Origin of the sequence: Arthrobacter sp. 08Y14, assembly GCF_002929455.1 — a bacterium.
Taxonomy (GTDB): domain Bacteria; phylum Actinomycetota; class Actinomycetes; order Actinomycetales; family Micrococcaceae; genus Arthrobacter_B; species Arthrobacter_B sunyaminii.
In genome coordinates this window covers 38,457-59,759 of the sequence record NZ_PJIX01000003.1, presented here as the reverse complement: position 1 = coordinate 59,759, position 21,303 = coordinate 38,457, and the positions used below count along the sequence as shown (strand labels likewise).

The 21,303-nt window shown below is 64.0% G+C and carries 22 protein-coding genes; 8 read left to right on the top strand and 14 right to left on the bottom strand.

Features of this window, described 5'->3' with window-relative positions:
* Window positions 1–66: 66 nt before the first annotated feature.
* Complete coding sequence (locus tag CXR03_RS12785; protein WP_104104186.1) at window positions 67–471, top strand: hypothetical protein; 405 nt, start codon at window positions 67–69, stop codon at window positions 469–471.
* Window positions 472–684: 213 nt separating this feature from the next.
* Window positions 685–1,419, top strand: coding sequence for a hypothetical protein (locus CXR03_RS12780; protein ID WP_104104185.1), 735 nt, complete (start codon window positions 685–687; stop codon window positions 1,417–1,419).
* A gap of 74 nt (window positions 1,420–1,493) precedes the next feature.
* Here CXR03_RS12780 and CXR03_RS12775 read toward each other — a convergent pair whose 3' ends face one another.
* Both CXR03_RS12775 and CXR03_RS12770 read right to left on the bottom strand, forming a co-directional pair.
* Window positions 1,494–2,663, bottom strand: a complete 1,170-nt coding sequence (locus tag CXR03_RS12775) for a GDSL-type esterase/lipase family protein (protein WP_104104184.1) — start codon at window positions 2,661–2,663, stop codon at window positions 1,494–1,496.
* A gap of 87 nt (window positions 2,664–2,750) precedes the next feature.
* Window positions 2,751–3,557 carry a helix-turn-helix transcriptional regulator gene (locus tag CXR03_RS12770; protein WP_104104183.1) on the bottom strand — a complete coding sequence of 269 codons (807 nt, stop codon included), beginning with the start codon at window positions 3,555–3,557 and terminating at the stop codon, window positions 2,751–2,753.
* A gap of 74 nt (window positions 3,558–3,631) precedes the next feature.
* Between CXR03_RS12770 and CXR03_RS12765 the strand changes: the two genes are divergently transcribed.
* The gene (locus CXR03_RS12765; RefSeq protein ID WP_104104182.1) at window positions 3,632–4,216 is read left to right on the top strand and encodes a glyoxalase/bleomycin resistance/extradiol dioxygenase family protein; all 585 of its coding nucleotides are present in this window, start codon (window positions 3,632–3,634) and stop codon (window positions 4,214–4,216) included.
* Here the strand turns inward: CXR03_RS12765 and CXR03_RS12760 are convergent.
* Together CXR03_RS12760 and CXR03_RS12755 are read right to left on the bottom strand one after the other, a co-directional pair.
* A complete protein-coding gene (locus tag CXR03_RS12760; RefSeq protein WP_104104181.1) occupies window positions 4,213–4,629 on the bottom strand; it encodes a VOC family protein in 417 nt (138 codons plus the stop codon). The two genes, CXR03_RS12765 and CXR03_RS12760, sit on opposite strands and share 4 nt — an antisense overlap.
* 103 nt (window positions 4,630–4,732) lie before the next feature.
* Entirely contained in the window at window positions 4,733–5,527 is a 795-nt protein-coding gene (locus CXR03_RS12755) for an IclR family transcriptional regulator (RefSeq protein ID WP_104104180.1), read from the bottom strand.
* A 249-nt stretch (window positions 5,528–5,776) separates the two neighbouring features.
* Here CXR03_RS12755 and CXR03_RS12750 point away from each other — a divergent pair, with 249 nt between their 5' ends.
* A complete protein-coding gene (locus tag CXR03_RS12750; protein WP_104104179.1) occupies window positions 5,777–7,048 on the top strand; it encodes a TetR/AcrR family transcriptional regulator in 1,272 nt (423 codons plus the stop codon).
* Here CXR03_RS12750 and CXR03_RS12745 read toward each other — a convergent pair whose 3' ends face one another.
* Window positions 7,049–7,600 carry a carboxymuconolactone decarboxylase family protein gene (locus tag CXR03_RS12745; RefSeq protein ID WP_104104178.1) on the bottom strand — a complete coding sequence of 184 codons (552 nt, stop codon included), beginning with the start codon at window positions 7,598–7,600 and terminating at the stop codon, window positions 7,049–7,051.
* A 231-nt stretch (window positions 7,601–7,831) separates the two neighbouring features.
* Here CXR03_RS12745 and CXR03_RS12740 point away from each other — a divergent pair, with 231 nt between their 5' ends.
* On the top strand, window positions 7,832–8,806 hold the full coding sequence (locus tag CXR03_RS12740) for a flavin reductase (protein ID WP_181034591.1): 975 nt from the start codon (window positions 7,832–7,834) through the stop codon (window positions 8,804–8,806).
* A gap of 117 nt (window positions 8,807–8,923) precedes the next feature.
* Window positions 8,924–10,183: an acyl-CoA dehydrogenase gene (locus CXR03_RS12735; protein ID WP_104104176.1), complete on the top strand. Its 1,260-nt coding sequence runs from the start codon at window positions 8,924–8,926 to the stop codon at window positions 10,181–10,183.
* A 168-nt stretch (window positions 10,184–10,351) separates the two neighbouring features.
* Here CXR03_RS12735 and CXR03_RS12730 read toward each other — a convergent pair whose 3' ends face one another.
* The 9 genes from CXR03_RS12730 to CXR03_RS12690 form a co-directional block, all read right to left on the bottom strand.
* Window positions 10,352–11,257 (bottom strand): alpha/beta fold hydrolase, encoded by a 906-nt coding sequence (locus CXR03_RS12730; protein ID WP_104104175.1) that lies wholly within the window; start codon window positions 11,255–11,257, stop codon window positions 10,352–10,354.
* The gene (locus CXR03_RS12725; RefSeq protein WP_181034590.1) at window positions 11,254–11,859 is read right to left on the bottom strand and encodes a VOC family protein; all 606 of its coding nucleotides are present in this window, start codon (window positions 11,857–11,859) and stop codon (window positions 11,254–11,256) included. Before CXR03_RS12725 ends, CXR03_RS12730 begins: the two co-directional genes overlap by 4 nt.
* A 69-nt stretch (window positions 11,860–11,928) precedes the next feature.
* Window positions 11,929–13,311, bottom strand: coding sequence for an MmgE/PrpD family protein (locus CXR03_RS12720; protein ID WP_181034589.1), 1,383 nt, complete (start codon window positions 13,309–13,311; stop codon window positions 11,929–11,931).
* 144 nt (window positions 13,312–13,455) lie between these two features.
* The gene (locus CXR03_RS12715; protein ID WP_258073637.1) at window positions 13,456–14,274 is read right to left on the bottom strand and encodes an HpcH/HpaI aldolase/citrate lyase family protein; all 819 of its coding nucleotides are present in this window, start codon (window positions 14,272–14,274) and stop codon (window positions 13,456–13,458) included.
* Window positions 14,259–15,044 carry a 2-oxo-hept-4-ene-1,7-dioate hydratase gene (hpaH, locus tag CXR03_RS12710; protein ID WP_104104172.1) on the bottom strand — a complete coding sequence of 262 codons (786 nt, stop codon included), beginning with the start codon at window positions 15,042–15,044 and terminating at the stop codon, window positions 14,259–14,261. The genes CXR03_RS12715 and hpaH overlap by 16 nt, the downstream gene beginning before the upstream one ends.
* A 48-nt stretch (window positions 15,045–15,092) precedes the next feature.
* Entirely contained in the window at window positions 15,093–15,914 is an 822-nt protein-coding gene (locus tag CXR03_RS12705; RefSeq protein WP_104104171.1) for an ABC transporter ATP-binding protein, read from the bottom strand.
* Between the two features lie 9 nt (window positions 15,915–15,923).
* Window positions 15,924–16,682 (bottom strand): ABC transporter permease, encoded by a 759-nt coding sequence (locus CXR03_RS12700; protein ID WP_104104170.1) that lies wholly within the window; start codon window positions 16,680–16,682, stop codon window positions 15,924–15,926.
* Complete coding sequence (locus CXR03_RS12695) at window positions 16,682–17,560, bottom strand: ABC transporter permease (protein ID WP_104104169.1); 879 nt, start codon at window positions 17,558–17,560, stop codon at window positions 16,682–16,684. The genes CXR03_RS12700 and CXR03_RS12695 overlap by 1 nt, the downstream gene beginning before the upstream one ends.
* Window positions 17,557–18,555: an ABC transporter substrate-binding protein gene (locus CXR03_RS12690; RefSeq protein WP_104104168.1), complete on the bottom strand. Its 999-nt coding sequence runs from the start codon at window positions 18,553–18,555 to the stop codon at window positions 17,557–17,559. Before CXR03_RS12690 ends, CXR03_RS12695 begins: the two co-directional genes overlap by 4 nt.
* A gap of 319 nt (window positions 18,556–18,874) precedes the next feature.
* On the opposite strand from CXR03_RS12690, the gene CXR03_RS12685 reads away from it, so the two are divergent.
* On the top strand, window positions 18,875–20,062 hold the full coding sequence (locus tag CXR03_RS12685) for a CaiB/BaiF CoA-transferase family protein (RefSeq protein ID WP_104104167.1): 1,188 nt from the start codon (window positions 18,875–18,877) through the stop codon (window positions 20,060–20,062).
* Between the two features lie 56 nt (window positions 20,063–20,118).
* The gene (locus CXR03_RS12680; RefSeq protein WP_104104166.1) at window positions 20,119–21,303 is read left to right on the top strand and encodes an acyl-CoA dehydrogenase family protein; all 1,185 of its coding nucleotides are present in this window, start codon (window positions 20,119–20,121) and stop codon (window positions 21,301–21,303) included.

The following is a 21,303-nucleotide window of genomic DNA, read 5'->3' as shown; positions in this document are numbered from 1 at the left end:
ACCATCCTCAAGGTCGCCGAGCGCATAACTCGGCTCAAGGCTCTGGGTATGCCGGACCATCCGGCAATGCCATGGATTCTCGGAATCTTCGTGTTGACTCTTGCATGGACCCTGATAGTCGACAAGAAAAACTCCGGACCACCCGTCTTCAAGAAAGATTGGCTGCCCGTTTTCGCAGCTGCGGTCCTGCCGACTGCTGTGTCGGTCCTCGTTGTAGTAGCTGGAACGCCAGGGTTCTGGGACTGGTTATCGGTCGCCATGTCGTTCTTGATCGGACTTCAATGCAGCCGGAACATCGCCATCCTTGATGAGGCGCACAAGCGCAAAAAACAGCGAATCTCGGATCGCGTCGATGCCGCCCTCGTTGAGCAGGTTCACGGTCGGTCACGGCTTGAATGTCTGGCTGCACCCGTGATCATCAGCGCTGTATTTATAGCGGCGCTGAAACAGGACAGTCGCGAATCCTCCTAGACATCCTGGATTGGCAGGGCGGATTGTCGCTGGGAAGCCTGAAATAAGAAGCAGGTCCGCAATAAACCCGCAATAAAACAGGGCATCCAACCCGTGAATCCCTCTTTCCGGCCTCCTTCGCCGCTAGGCTGGCCGTGAAGTAATTCTCCGCCCGGTTTCGGGCGGACAACCGCAAACGCCGTCACGGCACAGTATCTTCAGGGGGAATAACGCGTGAGTGAACCGACGCAGCCAAACGACCAGTCCGGCTCCAATCCCGGACCGTGGAATTCCGGCCAGCCGGGCCAGCCCGGACCGGGCCAGCAACCGGGGTCGGGTCAGCAGGGGCCCTATCAGGGCGGACAGGCTTATCCCGGCACGCCAGGCAACTACAACTATCCGGCTCCGGGCGACTCCTCGGCACAGGGCGGTTACGCGTACCCGGGCAGCCCCTACGGCCAGATGTCACCGGCCGAAGAGCCGCCCCGCCCGAAGCAGATCGATCAGGCCTTCTGGCTCCTGATCGCCAGCGCCGTCCTGGGACTCATTGCACTGCCTTTCGGCCTGATCTACGTGAACTCCCCCGAATACCTCGACACCCTCGAGGAGACACTGCGGAACGCCGGACTAGAGGTTGATTCCGACGCTCTGGCCGCCGGTGTCGCGAGCGGTACCTTGTCGGCAGTGCTGTCCGGCATTTTCGGGCTGGCAGTCCGGGTGACGCTGGCCTTCCTGGTGCGGGCTGGCTACAACTGGGCGCGGATCGTCATCACCATTTTCGCCGTGCTCTCCCTCATTGGTCTCTTGGGTTTGTTCGCCGCGGGGACCGTCTCCGGTGTCCTGACGCTGCTGGCCCTGCTGGCCACCTTCACCGCCGTCGTCCTGCTGTTCATGAAGCCCTCCAGCGAGTACTTCACCCGCAAGAAGGCCTACCGGCAGGCCAAGAAGTTCGGCGGATACCAGGCGTAACCGCCTCGAGTTTTCGCCTGTTGGGGGCGCCGGCTGATTTCAGCCGGCACCCCCAACGCCTTTTAACGGGTCGACTAGGCAACGGCCCTCTTAGCGTCCTGCCCAAACGGGCCCTCGCCCGCAAACGCGTACTTCGCAAACCGCTCCCCGATCAGCCGGTGTGCAGCGGTATCCGGATGCAGCGCATCCGGCAACGGATGGTCTTCGGCATCCTCGGCGCCGTACAGGGATGTCCCGTCCAGATAATGGAGATTCGTGTCCCCGGACCGGCGTTCCATCAGGGACTGCAACGCGTCACGGATCACGCGCAGGGTCAGCTGGCCGGCAGCCACGCCCTCCGGCGAGCCGGTGGCGATGAACTTCACCTGATCCGTGCCGAAGGATGCCGGGTCAAAGGCACCGGGACCCGGAGTGTCCTCGTGGATGCCGCAGAATATCGGTGAAATAAGCACCAGCGGGGTGTCCGGGTGCCCGTCACGGATGGTGTCCAGAAAGCCATGGACGGCGGGGACAAAAGCACGAAGCCGCATCGAGTCCATGTTCACCACGTTGATGCCCAGCTTCACGCTGATCAGGTCCGCCGGGGTGTCCCGCATGACCTGCGCGGTGAACGGATCCACCAGGGCGCTGCCGCCCAGACCCAGGTTGCGCAGTTCGACGCCGCCGATCCGCGCTGCCACGGCGGGCCAGATGCCCGACGGCGTGGCGGCGTTGGAGCCGTGGCTGATCGAGCTGCCGTGGTGCAGCCAGACCGGCCGGTCGGAGCGGTGCGGTTCCAGCGGGGCATCGCTGTGCAGTTCCACCAGCTCCACCGTTTCATTGTGCGGCAGCCAGATCTCCACCACCTTGGAACCGGCAGGCAGCGGGGAAAAGATGCTGGTGTGCAAGGGTCCTTCAACCTGCCGGCTGGCACCGGTGGACATGTTGACCTCGGTGTACGAACCGCCGGTGAGGCTGTCGCTCTGCATCAGCTCGCCGTCGACCAGCAGATCCACAGAGCCGCGCGGCCGGTCCGCCCCCAGGTAAACCACCCGGGTGGGGTGCGTGACCAGCTCCAGCCGCTCCGCCGTCGTCGAGAAAACCAGCCGGACACCGGAGGGCTGGGCCTCGGCCATGAGCAGCTGCTGGTCAGGGAACCTGGCTCGCACAGCGGCCGGCAGGCGGTGCGGCCGCAGTCCCCGGGCAGTGGTTTCGAGTTCCGCGGCTCCATGAACGAGCGCGGGAGCAATGACAGTGGTGATCATGAGGGTCTTTCGTCAGTATTCGGGTGCCAAGCCACCTTAGTGCATACGGCAGATCAGCGCCGTTCCGGTGGGAACTCGCAGTGCCGACTATGACCCGCCCGCAGATCTCCGGTAACTGCTGGCCGTGAAGCCAAGAACCTCACGGAACGCGGCCGCCAGATGTGCCTGGTCCGCGTAACCCAGTTCCGCCGCAATGTCCGCAATAGGGGTTGTGGGATTCAGCCGCACCCGTTCGGCCGCCTCCTGCAGCCGGTACCGGCGGATCATGGCCAGCGGAGGCAGCCCCACATGCCGCCGCGCCAGTCTTTGCACCGTCCGGACGGAGATGCCGAGCTGTTCGGCGGCTTGAGCCACGCGGATGAGCGACGGATCCGACTGGATCAGGTCCTCCAGCCGGTTGGCCAGCAGGGCATCAGCGTTGGGGGCCGGGACCTGCGCTTCGAGCCAGTGGGCTGCCGCCGCCGCCGCGGCCGTGCGGCCGGACGCGTCGTCGTCGTCCGCCATGGCAGCCGAAACCGCCGCCAGCAAATCCGGAGCCGGGAAGGGGATTTCGACGTCGCGCAGGCTTCCCGGATCCTGAACGAACACCGGCACCGCGGCCGGACGCAGCAGCATGCCTACTGCCCAGCCACGTCCGGACAGATCCCGGAAGGACCGCCGGGTCGCCGGACCGGACAGGGTGACGCCGTCGGGCTGGACCACCAAATTCAATGCCGGAAAGGGCAGCAGCTCCTGCCGCGACGCCCTGCCCGGCGCCAGGTTCCATTCCGGAATCCAGAACCAGCGCACCCGGTCCGCCAGCGCTGCAGGTGCCGGGATCCGGTGGAAGGAAGGCAGCCGGGCGGGATACAGGGTCCCGCGCCATTGGTCCTCTCCCTCACCTGCCCCTGCCATGTCTCCCCTATGTCTTCCCCATGATGTCGCGAATCTTCAAGCCGGAGCCGTGTCCACACTCCTACCGTCGAAGCATGACTACTACACCCAACACCAATCCCACCGCCTCAGCGCCGGGCACCGCAGGTGTCACCGGCCAGCACACCACCGGCGGCGTCCCGCACGGCGTCACCACGCTGACCCCGTTCCTCGCCGTTCCGGATGCCCGCGAGGCCATCAACTTCTATCGGGATGTCTTTGGCGCCCGGCTGATCGATGCCACCGAGATGGGCGGTATTGTGGTCCACGCCGATCTGGACTTCGGCACCGGCCGGCTGCAGCTGGGCGAACCCAACCCCGACTACGGGCTCGTCTCCGCCCCTGAGGGTGACGCCGACTGCTATTCCATGGGCCTGTACTGCGAAAACGCGGATGAGACCTTGGCCCGGGCAGAAGCAGCCGGGGCCAGCATCCGCGAACCGCTGACCACTTTCGTCTCCGGGGACCGTTTTGCCAGTATCCGTGACCCGTTCGGGGTCCGCTGGTCCGTGATGTCCCGGGTGGAGGACCTGTCCGACGAGGAAAGCGCCGCCCGGGTTGCCGAGTGGGCCGCCGGGCAGGGCATGTCGGCTTCCGGCTCCGGTGAGGACGCCCAGGAGGGCTCCGGGAAAAACTCCTAGGAGTCCTGGCCCTCGATGCTGATCATCCAGCTGGTGCCGAATTTGTCATTCAGCATGCCGAATATGTCGCCCCAGGGGGCCTTTTCCAGCGGCAGCGTCATTTGGCCGCCGTCGAGCAGCTTGTCCCAGTAGCCGCGCAGCCGCTCACCGTCGCTGCCGCTCAAGGAGATGGAATAGCTGCTGCCTTGGTCCAGGGCCATGCTGTCCGGGGTGTCCGAGGCCATCAGGACAAGCCCGTCGTCTGTCTTCAGGGACGAGTGCATGATCTTGTTGGCCTCGGCGGGGTCTTCGGCCATGTTCATGTCACCGAAGGTGCTGCTTTCCAGGGTTCCGCCGAACACGCTCTGATAGAACGCCATCGCCTCCCGGGCGTTGTCCCGGAAGCTGAGGTAGGGATTCATGAGGGTGGACATGGTGAGCTCCTTCAAAACTCCGTATGCAACGGTGTGGATGGATGTCCAGCCAGAGTAGGCGCGGACAGCGTCCCGGAGGAAGGGTCACCGAAAATTGAGTCCGTCAGCTTCCCAGTTTCCGCGTCAGCTGGGCCGTGATCCGCACCAGGGCAGCGCCGTGCGCGGCGACGTCATAGGACTGCGCCGCACCGGAGAGGCTGATCGCACCGACAGCCCGTCCATCGCGGAGGATGGGCGCCGCGACGCACATCTGGCCGAGGGTGGCTTCTTCGCGGTCATAGGCCAGCCGCGTGGTCCTCGTCTGCGCAAGCTCCTGCAGCAGGGCCGCCGGACTGGTGAGGGTGTGCCTGGTGCGGCGGGGCATCCCCGCGGCGATGGTGGAGCGGATCTCGGCCTCGGGCTCGAAGGCCAGCATGGCCTTCCCGAGGGAGGTGCAGAAGGCGGGGTACCGTCCGCCGATGTCGGTCCGCGCCGGATAGGTGCTCAGGCCCACCACCTTGTCCACAATCAACACCTGCGGCCCGTCGAGCACAGCCAGGTGGGTGGTGAGGCGCGTGGCGCCGAACAGCTCACCCAGGAAGGGTGCGGCGATGCACCTCAGTCCCTTGGGCCGGCTGTGCCCCACCTGGTTTCCCAGTTCAAAGAGCCGGTCAGAGAGCCGGTAGCTTGATCCTTCCTTAGCAACAAAATCGCCCTTGACCAGGTGCGACAGCAACCGGTGCACCGTGGACGTGGGGATGCCGGCGCGGCGGCCGATGTCGCTGACGCCGAGTGTCGGCTGGTCGCCCGTAAATACGTCGAGCAGCTGCAGGGCGCGAAGGACGGAGGCCCTTCCCTCTGTGGCGTCCGAATTCTGGCGGCCCTGTTTGGTCTTTCTCTCATCAATGGCGATCGACATACCGGCTCCCTGCAATCAGCGCACAGCATCATTGCGTCCTGCACTGTACGTTCTATGGTGTACATCACTTCTGGAGTGCTTAGTACAGAGATTGTAGTGACTGGTCCACGCCCGGTCAACCTATCCGGTGCGCCGCGGCAAGCCCATTCCCATCCATCGGGATAGGCAATATGCTCGGAGGCTGGTGCGGATAGGATTTAGGACATCAAAGGGGCCACCGGCCGTTTCAAAAGATTGGGAAAGGCGGCAATGAACACCAGTCGCAGGAACGCGCGCGGCGAAGTGTCATTGCAGACCATCCTGTCGAAAACCGTGAGCCTCGTCAGCCGGTACGGATACAACGGCACCACCATCGCGCGCATCACACGGGTGACGGGAAGACCTGCCAGCTCCATCTACTGGTACTTCGATACCAAGGACGGTCTGGTTGCCGCAGCACTGGAAAGCACATACCAGCGGCGGGCCGATGAAGCACCGGGCTGGCCGGATTTTGATCCGGACACTGCTCTGACCGAGCAGCTCTTCCACGTGCTCGGACCTGACTTCACTCCGGCCGCAACGGAAGCTCCCGTTCGGCTGGGCATCATGATCGCCCTGGAAGGCAAAGCCGCAGGGTCCCCTGCCCAGGAGCCCTTCCGCGGACGCCGCCAGCGGGTGCGCCAGCAGATTGCCGCCTGGTGGAATGCTGCAGCTGAGGCGCACTTTGGATCTGCCCGGGAAGACATTGCCGAGTGGATGACGATGCTGACCATAGCCTTTTTGGACGGGCACTATATTTCCGATATCGGCGCGGATTCGGTGCCGCACCTGCACCGCGGCGGCGCTCTGGTGGCGACGGCGCTGTCTGCAGCCTTTGAGGACCTGCTGTCCAGGGATCATCCCCTGCCCCCGGCCACCGCCGGTGCCCCGGATTTCGCGGGCAAGGGCACTGCCCTCCCGGATCCGGGCTCACCTGAGTTCCTGTTGGCCGCCACGCGTTCCCTTGTTGCTGAAAACGGATACGAAGGGGCAACCCTGGCCAGGATCTGCGAGCGCTCGCAGACGCAGCGCAGTTCCATCTACTGGCGCTACCAGAACAAGGAGACCTTGATCCGCGAGGCTGTCTCCGAACCCTTCCTCAGTCTCATGAACGCGCCGGCAGCCGCTCCCCGGTCCGGGCCCTCCTGGTCCTCTGCCCTGGCCGCGTCCCTGGTGGGCAGCGTGGAAGGTGCCATGAGGTGTCCGGACACGGTCAAGGCGGGACTGCTCCTGAAACTCCAGCGCAGAGACCCGCCCTCATTGGGCGGTGAGGCCATCCAGCTGGGCATGGCCCGTGAGTTTGCTGCCCTGGACGCCTGGATTGCTGCGGCCGTCGGGTCCTCCGAGGCAACAGCCGGCGCTGCCGGGATCGGCTGGGCAGCCAACATCCTCCGGGAAGGGTTGATGCTCGGCGTCGCCTTTGGCCAGAACTATGACACGGCCCTGCTCTCGGCTCTTGTCAGCGCAATGATCGAAGGCGTGGCCGGCGGAGCAGACGGGTAATCAGGCCGACGCCGTCCTGAAGACCTCCACCGGGCCGGTCTCCAGGTCCACCTCGAAGGTGTTCATGACCCGTCCCACCATCATGTAGAAACCGATCATGAGGACAAGCTCCACCACTTCGGAGTGGTTGTAAACCGCACTGATCCGGGCGAACAGATCATCCGGCGCGGTGGTGGTCTCCACCACTGAATCCGTGAACTCAATCAGGTCACGCTCAAAATCCGTCAGGTGCTCCGCGCTTCCGGCGGCCGGATATTCGGCCACGGCCGTGATCTTCTCTTCGGTGAACCCGTGCCGTAGCGCCACAGCATGATGCTCATGTGCCTGATAGGTTGCCTGCGAGAGTTGTGCGACCCGAAGGATGACCACTTCCCGCTGAACCGGCGGCAGCGAGCTTTCCCGGCTCAGCTTGTGGCCCAGTGCCAGAACTTCCGGCGCAGCATTATCCGACTGCGCAATAAGCCGGAAAATGTTGATGCTGCGTTTGCCTTCCAAGGCTTGGAGCGTCCGCTCCGGTGCAGTGGCAAGGTCAACATAGGGGATGCGTGCCATGAAGGCTCCTTCTTCCGGGAGGTATAGCAGGAAGCGCTACCCGGCGAGTCTATGGCGGATCCCGCGGGGTCGCCGGGTCCTCTTCCGCTGTGCGGAATACCGGGGGCGGCCGCCGGTAACTATCCCGGCATTCGGAACGCCCGTTCCCGGCGCGCCCGGTCCCGGACCATACTTTGGGGCGAGGAGACATGCGCCGTGACGGTCATGCCGGACCAACAAGGAGACCAGGAAATGAGCACCACCTATTCGCCGCAGCCAACCGCCGCCGGCATCATTGAGCGGGGAGATCCCGCGGAGGACCCCCGTGCCTTCCGGCGGGCCCTTGGACAGTTTGCAACTGGCGTCACCATCATCACCACGTCGGACGGAACCAGCCAGGTGGGCATGGCGGTCAACTCATTTGCAGCCGTCTCCCTGGATCCCCCGCTCATCTCGTGGTCCATCCGCAATGAATCCCGCAACCGCGACACCTTTGCCCGCAACGGACACTTTGGGGTCAGTGTTCTGGCCGAGGACCAGGTGGCTGTCTCCGGCCTCTTCGCACGCCCGCAGGACGATCAGTTTGACCAGGTTTCCTGGACCGCCGGCATACACGGCGACCCTCTCCTGGACCAGGCCATTGCGCACTTCGAATGCACCCTGGAGGCAACCCACGACGGCGGGGATCACCAGATCATCATTGGCCGGGTCAGCAGCTGCACGCGGTTGGACGGTGCACCCCTGCTCTTCGCACAGGGGCAGTACGGCATCGCCGAGGCACATCCCCAAGTGGAGCTGACCTCAGCGGCGCCCTCGGTCAAACCTGCCGACGCCGGCGGGGACCAGCCTCTGTTCATGTCCCTGCTGAAGGCAACGGAACAGCACATGTCCAGCCTTTTTGACGAGTACCGGAGCCGCCTGGACATCAACGTTGTGGGAAGCCGGGTGATAAACCTGCTGGATGGTGCCCCGGCAACAGCTGCCGAGATCTCCGAACGGGCACTGCTGGGCGAAGCCACAGTGGAGGACACACTGAGCGAGTTCCGCGCCAGGGGGTGGGTTGCCGCTTCCTCGAACAACGTGTTTGAGCTGACGGACGCCGGCCGCGCAGTGCGCCGTGACCTCCTGAGCAGCGCCCGGGAATTCACCTCCGCACAGCTGAACGGCATCGACCCCTCGGATCTGGAAGCTGCACGCCGGGTCCTGCTCCGCCTCCTGGCACCGTAACCACTCCCCGAAATCTAAAAGGGACCGGATAACAGCGTCCCCCGATTACCCCTGACCTGCGTCACCCCGCCCTAATGCGACGACGCGAACCACATCGAAGAAACAAGAGGAGGGAACATGTCGACTTTGTCCGACTCCCTGAACCCAGCCACCATCACCGATTCAAACCCCCGCAACCTTGATTGGTCCGCTTACCGGGAACGCGCTCTGTCCGCCGGCCAGGATTACCTCGCGGCCGTTGACGGGATCCTGGAGGACGTCCGATCCCGCCGGGAGCAGTCCGAGGCCGAGGGGCGGGTTCCCGACGCCACTGTCAGGGACATGATTGGGACCGGACTGTTCCGGGCCTTCACTCCCCTGCGCTACGGCGGACTTGAGATGGACCCGGCATCCTTCTTCGAAGGCATCATGAAAATCGCCGAAGCCGACGCGTCCGCCGCCTGGATCGCAGGCCAGCTCAACGTGCACTCTTTCGAGATCGCCCTCATGTCCGAGCGGATGCAGGATGAGTTCTGGTCCACCGGCCCGGACACCCGGGCCTCGAGCTCCTACGCTCCGATCGGCAAGGTGACGGAGACCGGTGACGGCTATCTCCTAAACGGCACCTGGACTTTCTCCAGCGGTGTTGACCATGCCCAGTGGGTGATTCTGGGCGGAGGCGACAAAGCCTTTGTTGTGCCGATTGCCGACGTGGTGGTGGACCATGACAGCTGGGATGTTCAAGGCCTCAAGGGCACCGGCAGCAAATCAGTCTCCCTCACTGACGTCTTGGTGCCGGATTACCGGGTGCATAAATTCATCGACACCTACAATGACGAGAACCCGGGCTGGGCGGTAAACAACGTTCCCCTGTACTGGATGTCCTTCTCCGCCGTCTTCAACGCCACACCCACAAACACCGTCCTTGGCGCAGGACTTGGCGGCATCAACACGTTCATTGAGCAGTCCCGCCTGCGCCTCACCCGTCAGGGCACCGGATCCCCCATCGCCCAGAACCCGTTCCTGCACCTTAAGGTGGCCGAGTCGCTGACCAAGATCGGTACGGCCCGGGAGCGCCACCTGCAGAACTGGCGGACGCTCTTTGACATTGCCTGCCGCGGAGAGGAAGCAACTCCGCTGGAGCGCATGCGGATCCGTTATGAATCAGCGCAGGCCAATGCCACGTGCTTCGAATCCTTTGCCGACATCTGGCCCATTGCCGGCGCTGCCGCATCCGCCTCCAGCAATCCGCTGCAGCAGACCTTCCGGGACCTGATGGCCGCACGGAACCACGGTTCGGCAGGCCGGGAACTGGCGGCGGGCCAGTACATCAAGACCCTGTTCGGGCTGCCCCCTGCACCGTTCACCGACTTCGGAACCCTGGCCTACTACAAGTAGCCGGCAGCACGCGAAAGGGGCGGGATGAAGACATCCCGCCCCTTTTTGTACGTCCTCGCCGGTTCTGTACTGAAGAGATCCTGCGCTGATCTGTTCCTGCACGGGCACATGCGTTTAAAGCCCGAAGGGCCGGCCGGACACTGCGGTGTCCGGCCGGCCCTTCTGCCGTCAGCGGGCGTCGCTGAGTTCACGGCCCTTTACATGCCTGCCCAAAAACCCGAGCACCGCTTCATGGAACTGCTCCGGCTGCTCAAACTGCGGCCAGTGGTCACACCCGTGCATTTCGTAGAGTTCGGCCCCCGGCACCAGGCGCGTGATCTCATACGCGTTGTCCAGGAACATGTTCGGCGCATCAACGGACGCCACCACCAGCATGGGCTGGCGGATCTCGGACCACTCCGCCCGGGTCAGTTTGTTGTTCCCGCGGGTGAAAGCAAGGAGATGGCCCATGGCGGCCTTCATGGAATCCTGCCGGTAAATCCCCAGGCGCACGGCCACGAGGTCATCGATAAGATCCTCCCGGTGCAGCATGAGACGGCCCATGGCCGCACTCACCGTCTCCCACGTCGGATCCGCTGCGGCGGCACCGCGGCGCCGCCGTACGTCAGCTGCGAAGCTCTCCTCGGCAGCGGCGTCGACGACGATACCGGCCGGTGCGAGGGCAACGAGGGACACAATCCGCTCCGGCAGGTCCCTGGCCAGCCGGGCGGCCACCCAGGATCCCAGGGACACGCCGATGAGAGAGGCCTCCCTGATACCCAGGGCGTCCATGAAGTCGCGCACATGCGCTGCATAGTCGGAAATCTGATAATCGAAGTCCGGCTTGTCCGTGTATCCGCAGCCCAGCAGATCCAGTCCCAGGACGTGGTAATCCCGGGACAGCGCCTCATAATTGGCGCAGAAGTTCTCCAGGCTGCCGGCCGTGCCATGCAGCAAAATGAGGGCAGGGTTGGAGGGATCGCCCGCTTCCAGGTACCTGGTGCGCACCCCGCGCGCCTCCACGGTGCGGAGGGCGTGCGGGGTGCGGTTCAGGTAGGTCCAGACGCTGCGGAACTCCCCGACGTCGGCGGTCACGAGGCGAGTGCGACTCGGGCAGCCTTGAGTTTTGCTGCTTGCTCAGCCATCCACTCCGTCCGCGGCCGGGCCTGCGGGTCCTGGCTGACGAGTGCCTCGGTCTGGCGCAGAATCTCTTCTTCGCTGTCCTCCAGGTTCAGCGGTTCCCCAAGCGGCTGCTGCGTGTACCAGTCGGAGTGGGTGTAGACCTCGATCATGTTGCCGTCCGGATCATCGATGTAGATGCTCCAGGCGTTGCCGTGGTTTTTGACAACCTGAACCGGAATGCCGGTGGTGACGACGTGGCGCCAGAAAGCCCGCAGTTCGCTGAGGTTGGGCACGAGGAAGGAAATCTGTGCCGTGGTGGGCGGGGTTTCCGGTGCGCGGCCTTCGATCAGTGCCAGCTGGTGGTGCTCGCTCGGGTCACCGGTGAGGAACGCGCCGCGGCGCTTGGTGGCTGCCTTACCGGACTTTCCGAGCCCGGAGTCACTGATGATCATGCCGAATTCCCGGCAGTAGAACTCAACCATCGCGTCGAGGTCTTTGCAGAAGATGCCGAGGTGGGCCAGGCGAGGGTTGAACTCAGTCTTGACCTGCGCTTCGGTGCTGGTGGTCAGGGTCATGTTGATTCCATCCTTTGGTTGTGCGGAAATGGTGCTGTGCGGCCCCTGCATGGCGGGGGCGGTGGTGCATTACAGCGACAGCTGCTTTGCAAGTTCTGCGACGTCCGGGACGTCTTCGAGTTTGTGGATCAGTTCCAGGGCGCGCTCGGCCTGCTCCTGCGGGAGTGTGCCGTTGAACCGGACGTTGCGCCGGTACTTGGCGACGACGTCGTCATACCCCACCGGGTCATCAAGCCAGCCAACGGGATTCTCGCGGAAGAACTCAACTTCGCGGCCATCCTTGAGGAGGATGGTGAGCCGGATGGCGTGCGTCTTGCCGCTGGGCAGATTGGGCCGAAGCACCACCCGGGACGCCAGATCCAGGATCCGCGGATCACGGATGGCCGGTTCGCTGTAATGCTCCAGTTCCGGACGCCCCCGGTACAGTGCATTGGCCACGCCGTAGGGAATGCTGAACAGAAACTTCGGCTGCAGGTCATCCGGGCCGGGAACCTGGTTGAGGAAATGATCAATGCGCTGGGGCAGAACGTCCAGATACACCTGCGCAACGTCGTCGCCGGCAAACCCGTGTTCCGCCCTGACCTCCAGGGCACAGTCGATGGGGTTGTGGTTCCCGTAGCAGGACGGATGCATTTTGTGCTGCCCTCGGACGTAGAAAATGTCACCCAGGTCAGCGGTCATTGCCTCGGGGTGCGGATCATCCGTGTACAGGCTGAAATATCCCAGCCGGCTTTCCAGGGCGTCGCGGACGCCGTCAAAACCTGCCACCGAGAGCTGGCAGCTGAGAATGCCGTTGAAGGCCGCCATAGCGCCGGGGAGCTTGAAGGACGGAACACCGTCCCAAATGCCCTGGTAGGACCCGGCCATCAGGTTGAGCAGGATTCCAAAGGCGTTGCGCAGCTGGTCGCTGGTCAGGCCCATGAGCCGGCCGGCCACCGCCGTTGCACCAAACGCGTTCGAGGTGCCGCAGACTTCGAAGTCTGCGTCGAAGTTGAAGGTATTCGCCACCGAGACGCGGGCAGCCACGTCCCCGCCGAGGATTACTGCCGCGAGCAGCTCCCGGCCGCTGGAGTGCATGTACTCGCCGACGTTGAGAGCGGTGGGTTCGGTGGTACTGGCCACGTGGCCCACCATTTTGCCGGCGTTCACGCCCTCGGGTTCCGGTCCGCAGACCTCAAAGTCGAAGGTCCTGCTCTGCAGCGAGTTGATCATGGCGGCGTAGGGAAGCGCCAGTTTCTCGCCGCTGGCTACCACCGACGCCTGCGGTGCCCCGCCCAGGGCGCTGACGACCCGGAGCACCGCATCGTTGCCGGCTCCCCCCGCCCCCGAAACGGAGCAGCCCAGGGTGTCGATAAGCCGCATTTTCGCCGCCTCAATCACGTCTTCGCTGAAGGCTTCAAAAGGGGTGTCCAGGATATGGTCGACCAGCCGGTCGATAATGCGGGGAGTCATGCCGGTCCCGCCTTTCATTGGGGGTCTGGGTTCTGGTGCGACGATATTCTCCAAGATGCGCACCGGTAAGCCTGAATTCCGGTATCCGGAAATGCGGCCGCCGGAGCGGTTTCGCGGGTTTTCGCCGCTCGGATGCCTGTGCTGCTAATAGCTGGCCCGGACCGCAGAAACGCCGTCCGCGGGTCCGGCTCTGAACGCGGCGGCCAGCGCCTCCGCGCCGCGCGCCAGCACGGAAACGTCGGCGCCGACATTCACGAAATCCGCGCCGGCGTCGATATAGGTCTGGGCCTGCGCGGGGACAAACGCGTTGACGCCTGCAATCTTGCCGGCGTCCTTTACCACCCGGATAACGCGCACCACGGCCGACACCACGTCGGGGTGCTGCTGCTGCCCAAGCAGTCCCATGGTTGCGGCGAGGTCGGACGGCCCGATGAACACGCCGTCGACCCCGTCCACGCGGGCAATGTCCGCGGCGTTTCCTACCGCCTCCACCGACTCAATCTGCACCAGCACGGTGAGCAGTTCCTCCGCGCGCTGCAGATAGTCCGGCAGCCGGTTCCATCGGGCGGAGCGGGCCAGCGCCGCGCCGACACCGCGGTGGCCGCGCGGGGCGTAGCGGACAGAGGAAACCGCGTCCGCCGCCTGCCCGGCGGTGTTGATCATGGGAACAATCAGCGACTGGGCGCCGAGGTCAAGGACCTGCTTGATGATGACCGGGTCATTGACCGGGACCCGCACCACGGCGGCTGTGGGATAGCCCGCGATGGCCCGGAGCTGGGCAAGGATGGATTCAAGCCCCATCGGGCCGTGTTCGGCATCGATGAGCAGGTAGTCCAGTCCGGATCCTGCGCAGATTTCGGCGACTCCGGCGTCACCGCTGCAGAGGAACATCCCGGTGATGACCCGGTCGTTTCCCTCGAACAGGGCTTTAAAGGAGGCGTCGGGAGCTACTCGAAGCGGCACGTGATGGTTCCTAATTTTCCGTAGTCGGCGAAGACCGTGTCACCGCGGTGCACGGGCATCGGTCGGGTGAAGGAGCCGGCAAGGATGATCTCCCCGGCTTTCAGCCCGTCACCGTGGGGGGCAATTTTGTTGGCCAGCCAATACACGCCGGCGGCCGGGTGGCCCAGGACGCCGGCCGCGACGCCGGTTTCCTCAATGCCTTGATTCCGGTAGAGAACGGCGGAAACCCAGCGCAGGTCGATGTCCCGCGGGCGCACAGGGTTGCCGCCCAGGACCATGGCTCCCATCGCGGCATTGTCGGAGATGGTGTCCACGATGGTGCGGCCTGCCATCTCGATGCGCGAGTCCAGGATCTCCAGTGCTGGCACCACATACTCCGTGGCGTTCAGCACGTCAAAGATGGTGGCGCCGGGGCCGGCGATGTCCCGCTTGAGGACAAAGGCCAGCTCCACTTCAACCCGCGGGAAGCTGTACTGGTCCCATTGCACCGTACAGCCGTTCTCCAGGACCATGTCGGCGAAAATGACACCGTAGTCCGGCTCGGTGATACCCGTTGCCAGCTGCATGGCACGCGAGGTCAGGCCAATTTTCCGGCCTGCCAGCCGGCGGCCTTCGGCCTCGCAGCGCTGCCGCCAGAGTGTCTGGACCCGGTAGGCGTCCTCCACCGTCATGTCCGGGTAGCGGGCGGTGAGGCGGGGCACCGGGATCCGGGTCCGGCCCGCTTCGACGAGCTCGTCCGCGATCCCGGTGATGGTTTGTTCATCGAGCATGGCTGCTCCCCCAACGCCTCGTCGCCGCCGTGCGGGCAGTTGGCGTGCTCATACCTGACCCGGGGCGGGCTGGGTGCGGATTTCCTGGTAAACCTTGGCACGCAGCTCGGCGAACTGGGCGGTGGACTTGGTGCTGATCTGGTCCCGGTCATCCCCGAGATGCGTTTCAATCAGGTCAACAACCTTGGTGGGCCGGCCGCCGAGGACCAGGACGCGATCGGACAGGTAGACGGCCTCATCAATGTCATGGGTCACGAGCACGATGGTGATGCCCAGATGCTGCTTGAGCTTCAGGGTCAGGTCCTCCAAATCGGAGCGCGTCTGCGCGTCCACCGATGCAAACGGCTCGTCCATCAGGACAATGGCCGGCTCGAAGGCGAGTGCCCGGGCAATGGCAACGCGCTGCTGCATGCCGCCGGAGAGCTGCCAGGGATACTTGCCCAGATGTCCGGCCAGGCCCACCTCCTCCAGCGCCGCCGTAGCCTTCTTCTTGATATCCGCCTTGGCCATCTTGGTGGAGCGCAACGGGAGGGCAACATTGTCCAGGACGGACAGCCAGGGCATCAGCGACCGGGAATAATCCTGAAAGACGATGGCCATTTCGGCGGGTGGTTCGTTCACTTCGACGCCGCGCAGCGACACCGATCCGGAGGTCGGAGCGATCAGTCCGGACAGGCATTGCAGCAGGGTTGTCTTCCCCGCCCCTGAAGGGCCCACAATGCACAGGAACTCACCGGTGCGTACGTCCACGCTGATGTCTCCAAGGACCTGGTTCGGCCCATAACTCTTGCCGAGGTTGCGCACGGAGAGCAACGTTTCGCCGGCGGACTGCGGCGTAGGGAACTTCTGGGTGGCGGCTGGCTGGTTCATAGTCATTTCCTAAGCGTTCTTGATGTGGTGCCAACGGAGGATGCGGTTCTCGGCCAGGCGGAAGGCAAGGTTCAGGAGATAACCGAGCAGGCCAAGCATGATGATGCCCGTCCACATGCTCAGGATGTCGAAGTTCCGCTGCGCGTTGAGGACGAAGTAGCCCACACCGCCGGGTGAGCCAATCATTTCGGTCACGACCATCACCACGGCGGCGATGGCCAGTGACAGCCGTGCGCCGGCAAAAATCTGCGGGGCAGCGTTCGGGACATAGATGAACCGGATGCGCTGCCACAGTGTCAGGCGGTAGCTCTTGGCCACCTGCAGCAGGACGGGCTCCACCGAGCGGACACCGTCAATGGTGTTGAGCAGGATCGGCCAGGTGCAGGCAAGCGCGATCATGAAGAGCTTCATTTCCTGGCCCACGCCGAGGAATAAGGTGGCGATCGGCAGCAGGGCAACTCCGGGCGTTGACCGCAGGAGTTCAAGAAGAGGACGCAGGGCCTCTTCCGTACGCCGCAGCAGCCCCAGCAGAATGCCGCCGCCCACCCCCACAAGGACGGCCAGGAGGAAGCCCAGCAGGATCCGCTGCAGGCTGGGAACGAGATCGCTGATAATTCCGTCGAAGAACCAGATCTGGACAAACTGCTCCATGATGCGGGACAGCGGAGGGAAGTAGAAAGACGTGCTTGCAGCGGAAAAGACCAGCCACAGGATAATGAGCACGATCGGAAGCCAGAGCTCCCAGGCAATTTTCTTCAGGGCGTTCATTAGGCACGCTCCCCTCGGGTGATCGGATGCCACCACAACAGGCGGCGTTGGACGAAGAGGATCAGCATGTTGACACCAAGGCCGATGATCCCGGCGGTGAGGGCGTAGGCAATGACTTCGGGCCGCTGGAAAGCCTGCTCGGAGATCGAGAGCTGCTTGCCGAGTCCGTCAGCGCCGCCAATGTACTCGGCGCTGACGGTCATCAGCAGCGCAATGGTGGCAGCCAACCGCATCCCGGTGGTAACCAGGAGCGTGACGCTGGGCGCCCACAGATAACGGAGCCGGTCGCGGCGCGACACCCGAAAGACTTTGGTGACCCACTTCAGGACGGGCTCCACCTGCTTGACCGCGTACATGGACTGGATCATGAGCGGCCACACCGCGGACAGGACAATCAGCGTGATCTCCATCCGGATGCTGGGGCCAAAGAGCAGCAGCACCAGCGGAAGCAGCGCGATCGTTGGGATGGTCCTGAAGAAGTCGATAACCCACCGTGTGCTGCGGGTGGCATTGACGGAGATGCCGATCAGCAGGCCCAGCGGTATGCCAATAACGGTGCAGATGGCCAGGCCGAGTGCCCATACTTTGAGGGTGGTCAGGACGGCAGTCCAGTAGGCACCTGTCCCCCACAGACTGGCTAGGGCCGAGGCGACCTGGAGCGGTCCCGGCAGGCTGCCGTCCGAGGTGGCGGCCGCCAGCTGCCAGATCAGGAGAACGGCCAGGACTGCAACCACCTGCCACCGAAAAGTGCGGAGCCCGCCGCGCAGTCCCGAGGCCGGGGGCGTGCTCGGCCGGGAACTGATCCGGCGCGACTTGGCGCCGGAGCCGGGGGCCAGCGTCTGCGGGGGCGCGGCGCTGCGTGAGGTACTCAGCGTCACTGGACGTCCGCCAACAGGGTAGCCGGGTCCGGGAGGCTGCTAAGGATGCCGTACTTCACGGCCATCTCGGCCACTGAGCCGAGCCGCTCCGAATCAATGGCCTGGGTTCCGAAGTCAAGGACGAAGGCGTTGGCGAGTTGCTCGGTCTTGTAGCCCAACTGTTCCACGGCTATCTTCTTGCCCAGCTCCTTGTCCTTATTGACTTCGTCCTGGGCCGTGTAGACCGCGGAAACAAACTTCTTCAGGGTGTCCGGATTCTGCGCGATGAACTCAGTGGTGGCGATGTACACCGAACTGGGATCACCCTTGCCACCGGGAACGTCCGTGCTGTTGATGAGCCTGGCCTTCCCCTCGGCCACGGTCGCTGAGGCCATGGGCTCAGAAGCGGTGGTGGCATCCACGTCGCCCTTGAGGAGCAGGTCAACGGCCTGCGGGCCCGGGATTTCAATGAACTTCACCTGGGAGGAATCGCCGCCGGCTTCATCCACAGCCACCCGAATATTCATCCAGATCTGGTTGTTGATGGCCGGCACGCCCAAGTTCTTTCCCTCGAGGTCTGCGGCGGTCTTGATGTCGCTGTCCGGAGTGACCAGCACGCTGCCGGTGGACGGCTCGCCGGGAGCTCCGTCGGTGGACTGAACACCGGCTGCGGCAAGGATCTTGACCGGTATTCCCTTTTCAATCGCCTGCATCGCCGTTGTGGTGTCGACCTGGGCGATCTGCAGGTCCCCGCTCAGCAACTGGGGCACGGCGTCGTTGCCGGACTTAACGCCAGTGGCTGTAACGGAGAGCCCAACATCTTCGAACTTCCCGCTGGCAATGGCATTGCGAACGCCCACTCCTGCAATGCTTGTTGTGCTGCCGACATTCAGTGATTCAACCTGAGCGGATTCAGACGCCGCAGATTCAGCGCAGGCGCTGACAGAAAGAGCCAGTGCGATGACGGCTACGGCAGAGTAACCGCGCCGACGCTGGCGCGTGGAAAGAGCTCGCATGTGTTGTACCAATCTTCCTTCGAAGGGGATGGGCCGTGGGGGGGATCAACAGTCAACGCCTGCTCCGGAACTTCAAGGCGAGGCATTTCTGTAGTGCTTGGTTCAGAAACTGTAATCAGCATCACACTGTGAAGCAATGCAGCATTCCGGATAGTGAAAAACGGCGTTATAAACCCGGACCGGGGCGACTTGTTGGGGGTGGATCGGCGGCTCCGGAGAATAACCCCGGGATGACAAACTCGTGTACCGCATAGCGGAATTCACGGGTGGCGGACCGGGCCGCACGGTGTGGAATGGTGCCTATGAACGGATCCCACTCATGAAGCGGCCCCTCGAAGGCATCCTCGTTGCCGATTTCTCCCGCGTCCTGGCCGGTCCGCTGGCAACAATGATGCTTGCGGACCTGGGTGCCAGAGTGATCAAGGTGGAGCGTCCCGGCACCGGAGACGACACCCGGCATTGGGGTCCGCCCTATTCATCCACCGGCACCACCTATTTCGATTCCGTGAACCGGAACAAGGAATCCATCTGCCTGGATCTGGCCGAACCTGCGGATTTGGCGCTGGGGGTGGAACTGGCGCTTCAGGCCGATGTCCTGGTGGAAAACTTCAAACCCGGCGGCATGAACAAAATCGGGCTCGGTTACGGAGACCTTGCAGACCGCAACCCCGGACTTGTTTATGCCTCCATCTCCGGTTTTGGCGACCGGGGCGGCGCGGACCTGCCCGGCTATGACTTCATTGTCCAGGCGCTCGGCGGCCTCATGAGCATCACCGGGGAGGCGGAAGGCAGCCCGGCCAAGGCCGGGGTTGCCCTTGTTGACGTGCTCACCGCCAAGGATACGGTGATCGGGATCCTCGCCGCTCTGGCAGCCCGTCAGTCCGGCGGCCGGGGGGCACACCTCAAAATGAACCTGCTCTCAAGCCTGCAGGGGGCCCTAGCCAACCAGGCTCAGGCGTTTTTGGGCGCCGGTGAAATTCCGGGCCGGATGGGCAATGAGCACCCGTCGATTGTGCCGTATCAGCTTCTTGAAGCGGCGGACGGCCCGGTGGCGGTCGCCTGCGGCAACGATTCCCAGTTCGCCAGACTGTGCCGCGAACTCGATGTCCCTGGTCTGGCCTCCGACCCGCGCTTCGTCACCAACAAGGATCGGGTGGCCCACCGGCGGGACCTCATTCCGCTGCTTGAGCGCGCTCTTTCCCGGGCGCCGGCGGAGGAATGGCAGGCACGCCTTTCCGCTGCGGGCGTGCCTGCCGGGAAGGTTGCCACCATCGATCAGGGCCTGGCTTACGCCGAATCGCTCGGGCTGGAACCCACCATCGATGTCCGTGACGCTTCCGGAAGCATTCTGGGCCGCCAGATCCGGCACCCGATCACGTGGGATCCCCCCTTCGCCCCCCGCACAGACGCGCCGCCCCGGCTGGGCCAGGACACCGGGGACGTCGTTTCCTGGCTGGCGTCCAAGGCCCCGAAGGCAGACGACGGCGCCCCGGCGGCCCGTTCCTAATACCAGACAGTTTTTCGCACCAGATGTTTTTCGAACCAGAATGCAGGAGCACCCCCATGACCGTTACAGACCCGTCCCTGACCACCGACCCGGCTGATCTGATTGACTTCGATTCCCTGCTAAGCCCCGACGAGCTCCAGCTGCGGGCGACCGTCCGCGACTTCGTCAACTCGGAGATCAAACCGAACATTGCCTGGTGGTACGAGGAGGCCCGGTTCCCCTTGGAGATTGTCCCGGAGATGGCAAAGCTCGGGCTGCTGGGCATGCATCTGACAGGCTACGGCTGCGCCGGCCGCTCCGCCGTGGATTACGGCCTCGCAGGCGCCGAGCTCGAAGCCGGGGACTCAGGATTGCGGACGTTCGTCTCGGTGCAGGGTTCCCTGGCCATGTCCGCCATCCACAAGCACGGATCCGAAGACCAGAAACAGGAGTGGCTGCCGAAGATGGCCGCCGGCGAGGCCATTGGCTGCTTCGGCCTCACGGAGCCCAGCGCCGGATCAGATCCCGCAGGCATGTCCACCTTTGCACGAAGGGACGGAAGTGACTGGGTGCTCAACGGCACCAAACGATGGATCGGGTTGGCAAATGTTGCCGCTGTGGCAGTGATCTGGGCGCAGACGGACGAAGGGGTGCGCGGCTTTGTGGTCCCCACCGGCACGCCGGGCTTCGCGGCAACACCCATCGAACCCAAGCTCTCAATGCGGGCCTCCATCCAGTGCGAGATCGAGCTGACGGATGTCCGGTTGCCGGCTGAAGCGGTACTCCCCGGCGTCGTGGGGCTCAAGGGTCCGTTCTCCTGCCTGAATGAAGCACGCTACGGCATTATTTGGGGAGCCATGGGCGCGGCACGGGATGCGTTCGAGGCGGCGCTGGCGTATGCACAGGAACGGCTGCAGTTCGGCAAGCCGCTCGCCGGCTATCAGATGACCCAGCAGAAGCTGGTGGACATGGCCCTGGAGATCAACAAGGGCTTCCTGCTCGCCCTGCACCTGGGCCGGCAAAAGGATGCCGGGCTGCTGACACCGCACCAGATCAGTGTGGGCAAGCTGAACAACTGCCGGGAGGCCATCGACATCTGCCGCCAGGCACGGACCATCCTGGGCGGCAACGGCATCACCCTGGACTACTCGCCGCTGCGCCACGCCAACAATCTGGAATCCGTCCGCACTTACGAGGGCACCGACGAAGTGCACACCCTGATCCTGGGCAACAAGCTCACCGGCATTCCGGCCTTCCGCTGA

Bases quoted from the DNA above. Each gene is read 5' to 3' on its own strand.
- CXR03_RS12785 (WP_104104186.1), top strand. From the start codon at position 67: ATGCCATGGATTCTCGGAATCTTCGTGTTGACTCTTGCATGGACCCTG.
- CXR03_RS12775 (WP_104104184.1), bottom strand. From the start codon at position 2,663: ATGATCACCACTGTCATTGCTCCCGCGCTCGTTCATGGAGCCGCGGAA.
- CXR03_RS12770 (WP_104104183.1), bottom strand. From the start codon at position 3,557: ATGGCAGGGGCAGGTGAGGGAGAGGACCAATGGCGCGGGACCCTGTAT.
- CXR03_RS12765 (WP_104104182.1), top strand. From the start codon at position 3,632: ATGACTACTACACCCAACACCAATCCCACCGCCTCAGCGCCGGGCACC.
- CXR03_RS12760 (WP_104104181.1), bottom strand. From the start codon at position 4,629: ATGTCCACCCTCATGAATCCCTACCTCAGCTTCCGGGACAACGCCCGG.
- CXR03_RS12755 (WP_104104180.1), bottom strand. From the start codon at position 5,527: ATGTCGATCGCCATTGATGAGAGAAAGACCAAACAGGGCCGCCAGAAT.
- CXR03_RS12750 (WP_104104179.1), top strand. From the start codon at position 5,777: ATGAACACCAGTCGCAGGAACGCGCGCGGCGAAGTGTCATTGCAGACC.
- CXR03_RS12745 (WP_104104178.1), bottom strand. From the start codon at position 7,600: ATGGCACGCATCCCCTATGTTGACCTTGCCACTGCACCGGAGCGGACG.
- CXR03_RS12740 (WP_181034591.1), top strand. From the start codon at position 7,832: ATGAGCACCACCTATTCGCCGCAGCCAACCGCCGCCGGCATCATTGAG.
- CXR03_RS12735 (WP_104104176.1), top strand. From the start codon at position 8,924: ATGTCGACTTTGTCCGACTCCCTGAACCCAGCCACCATCACCGATTCA.
- CXR03_RS12725 (WP_181034590.1), bottom strand. From the start codon at position 11,859: ATGACCCTGACCACCAGCACCGAAGCGCAGGTCAAGACTGAGTTCAAC.
- CXR03_RS12720 (WP_181034589.1), bottom strand. From the start codon at position 13,311: ATGACTCCCCGCATTATCGACCGGCTGGTCGACCATATCCTGGACACC.
- hpaH (WP_104104172.1), bottom strand. From the start codon at position 15,044: ATGCTCGATGAACAAACCATCACCGGGATCGCGGACGAGCTCGTCGAA.
- CXR03_RS12705 (WP_104104171.1), bottom strand. From the start codon at position 15,914: ATGAACCAGCCAGCCGCCACCCAGAAGTTCCCTACGCCGCAGTCCGCC.
- CXR03_RS12700 (WP_104104170.1), bottom strand. From the start codon at position 16,682: ATGAACGCCCTGAAGAAAATTGCCTGGGAGCTCTGGCTTCCGATCGTG.
- CXR03_RS12690 (WP_104104168.1), bottom strand. From the start codon at position 18,555: ATGCGAGCTCTTTCCACGCGCCAGCGTCGGCGCGGTTACTCTGCCGTA.
- CXR03_RS12685 (WP_104104167.1), top strand. From the start codon at position 18,875: ATGAAGCGGCCCCTCGAAGGCATCCTCGTTGCCGATTTCTCCCGCGTC.
- CXR03_RS12680 (WP_104104166.1), top strand. From the start codon at position 20,119: ATGACCGTTACAGACCCGTCCCTGACCACCGACCCGGCTGATCTGATT.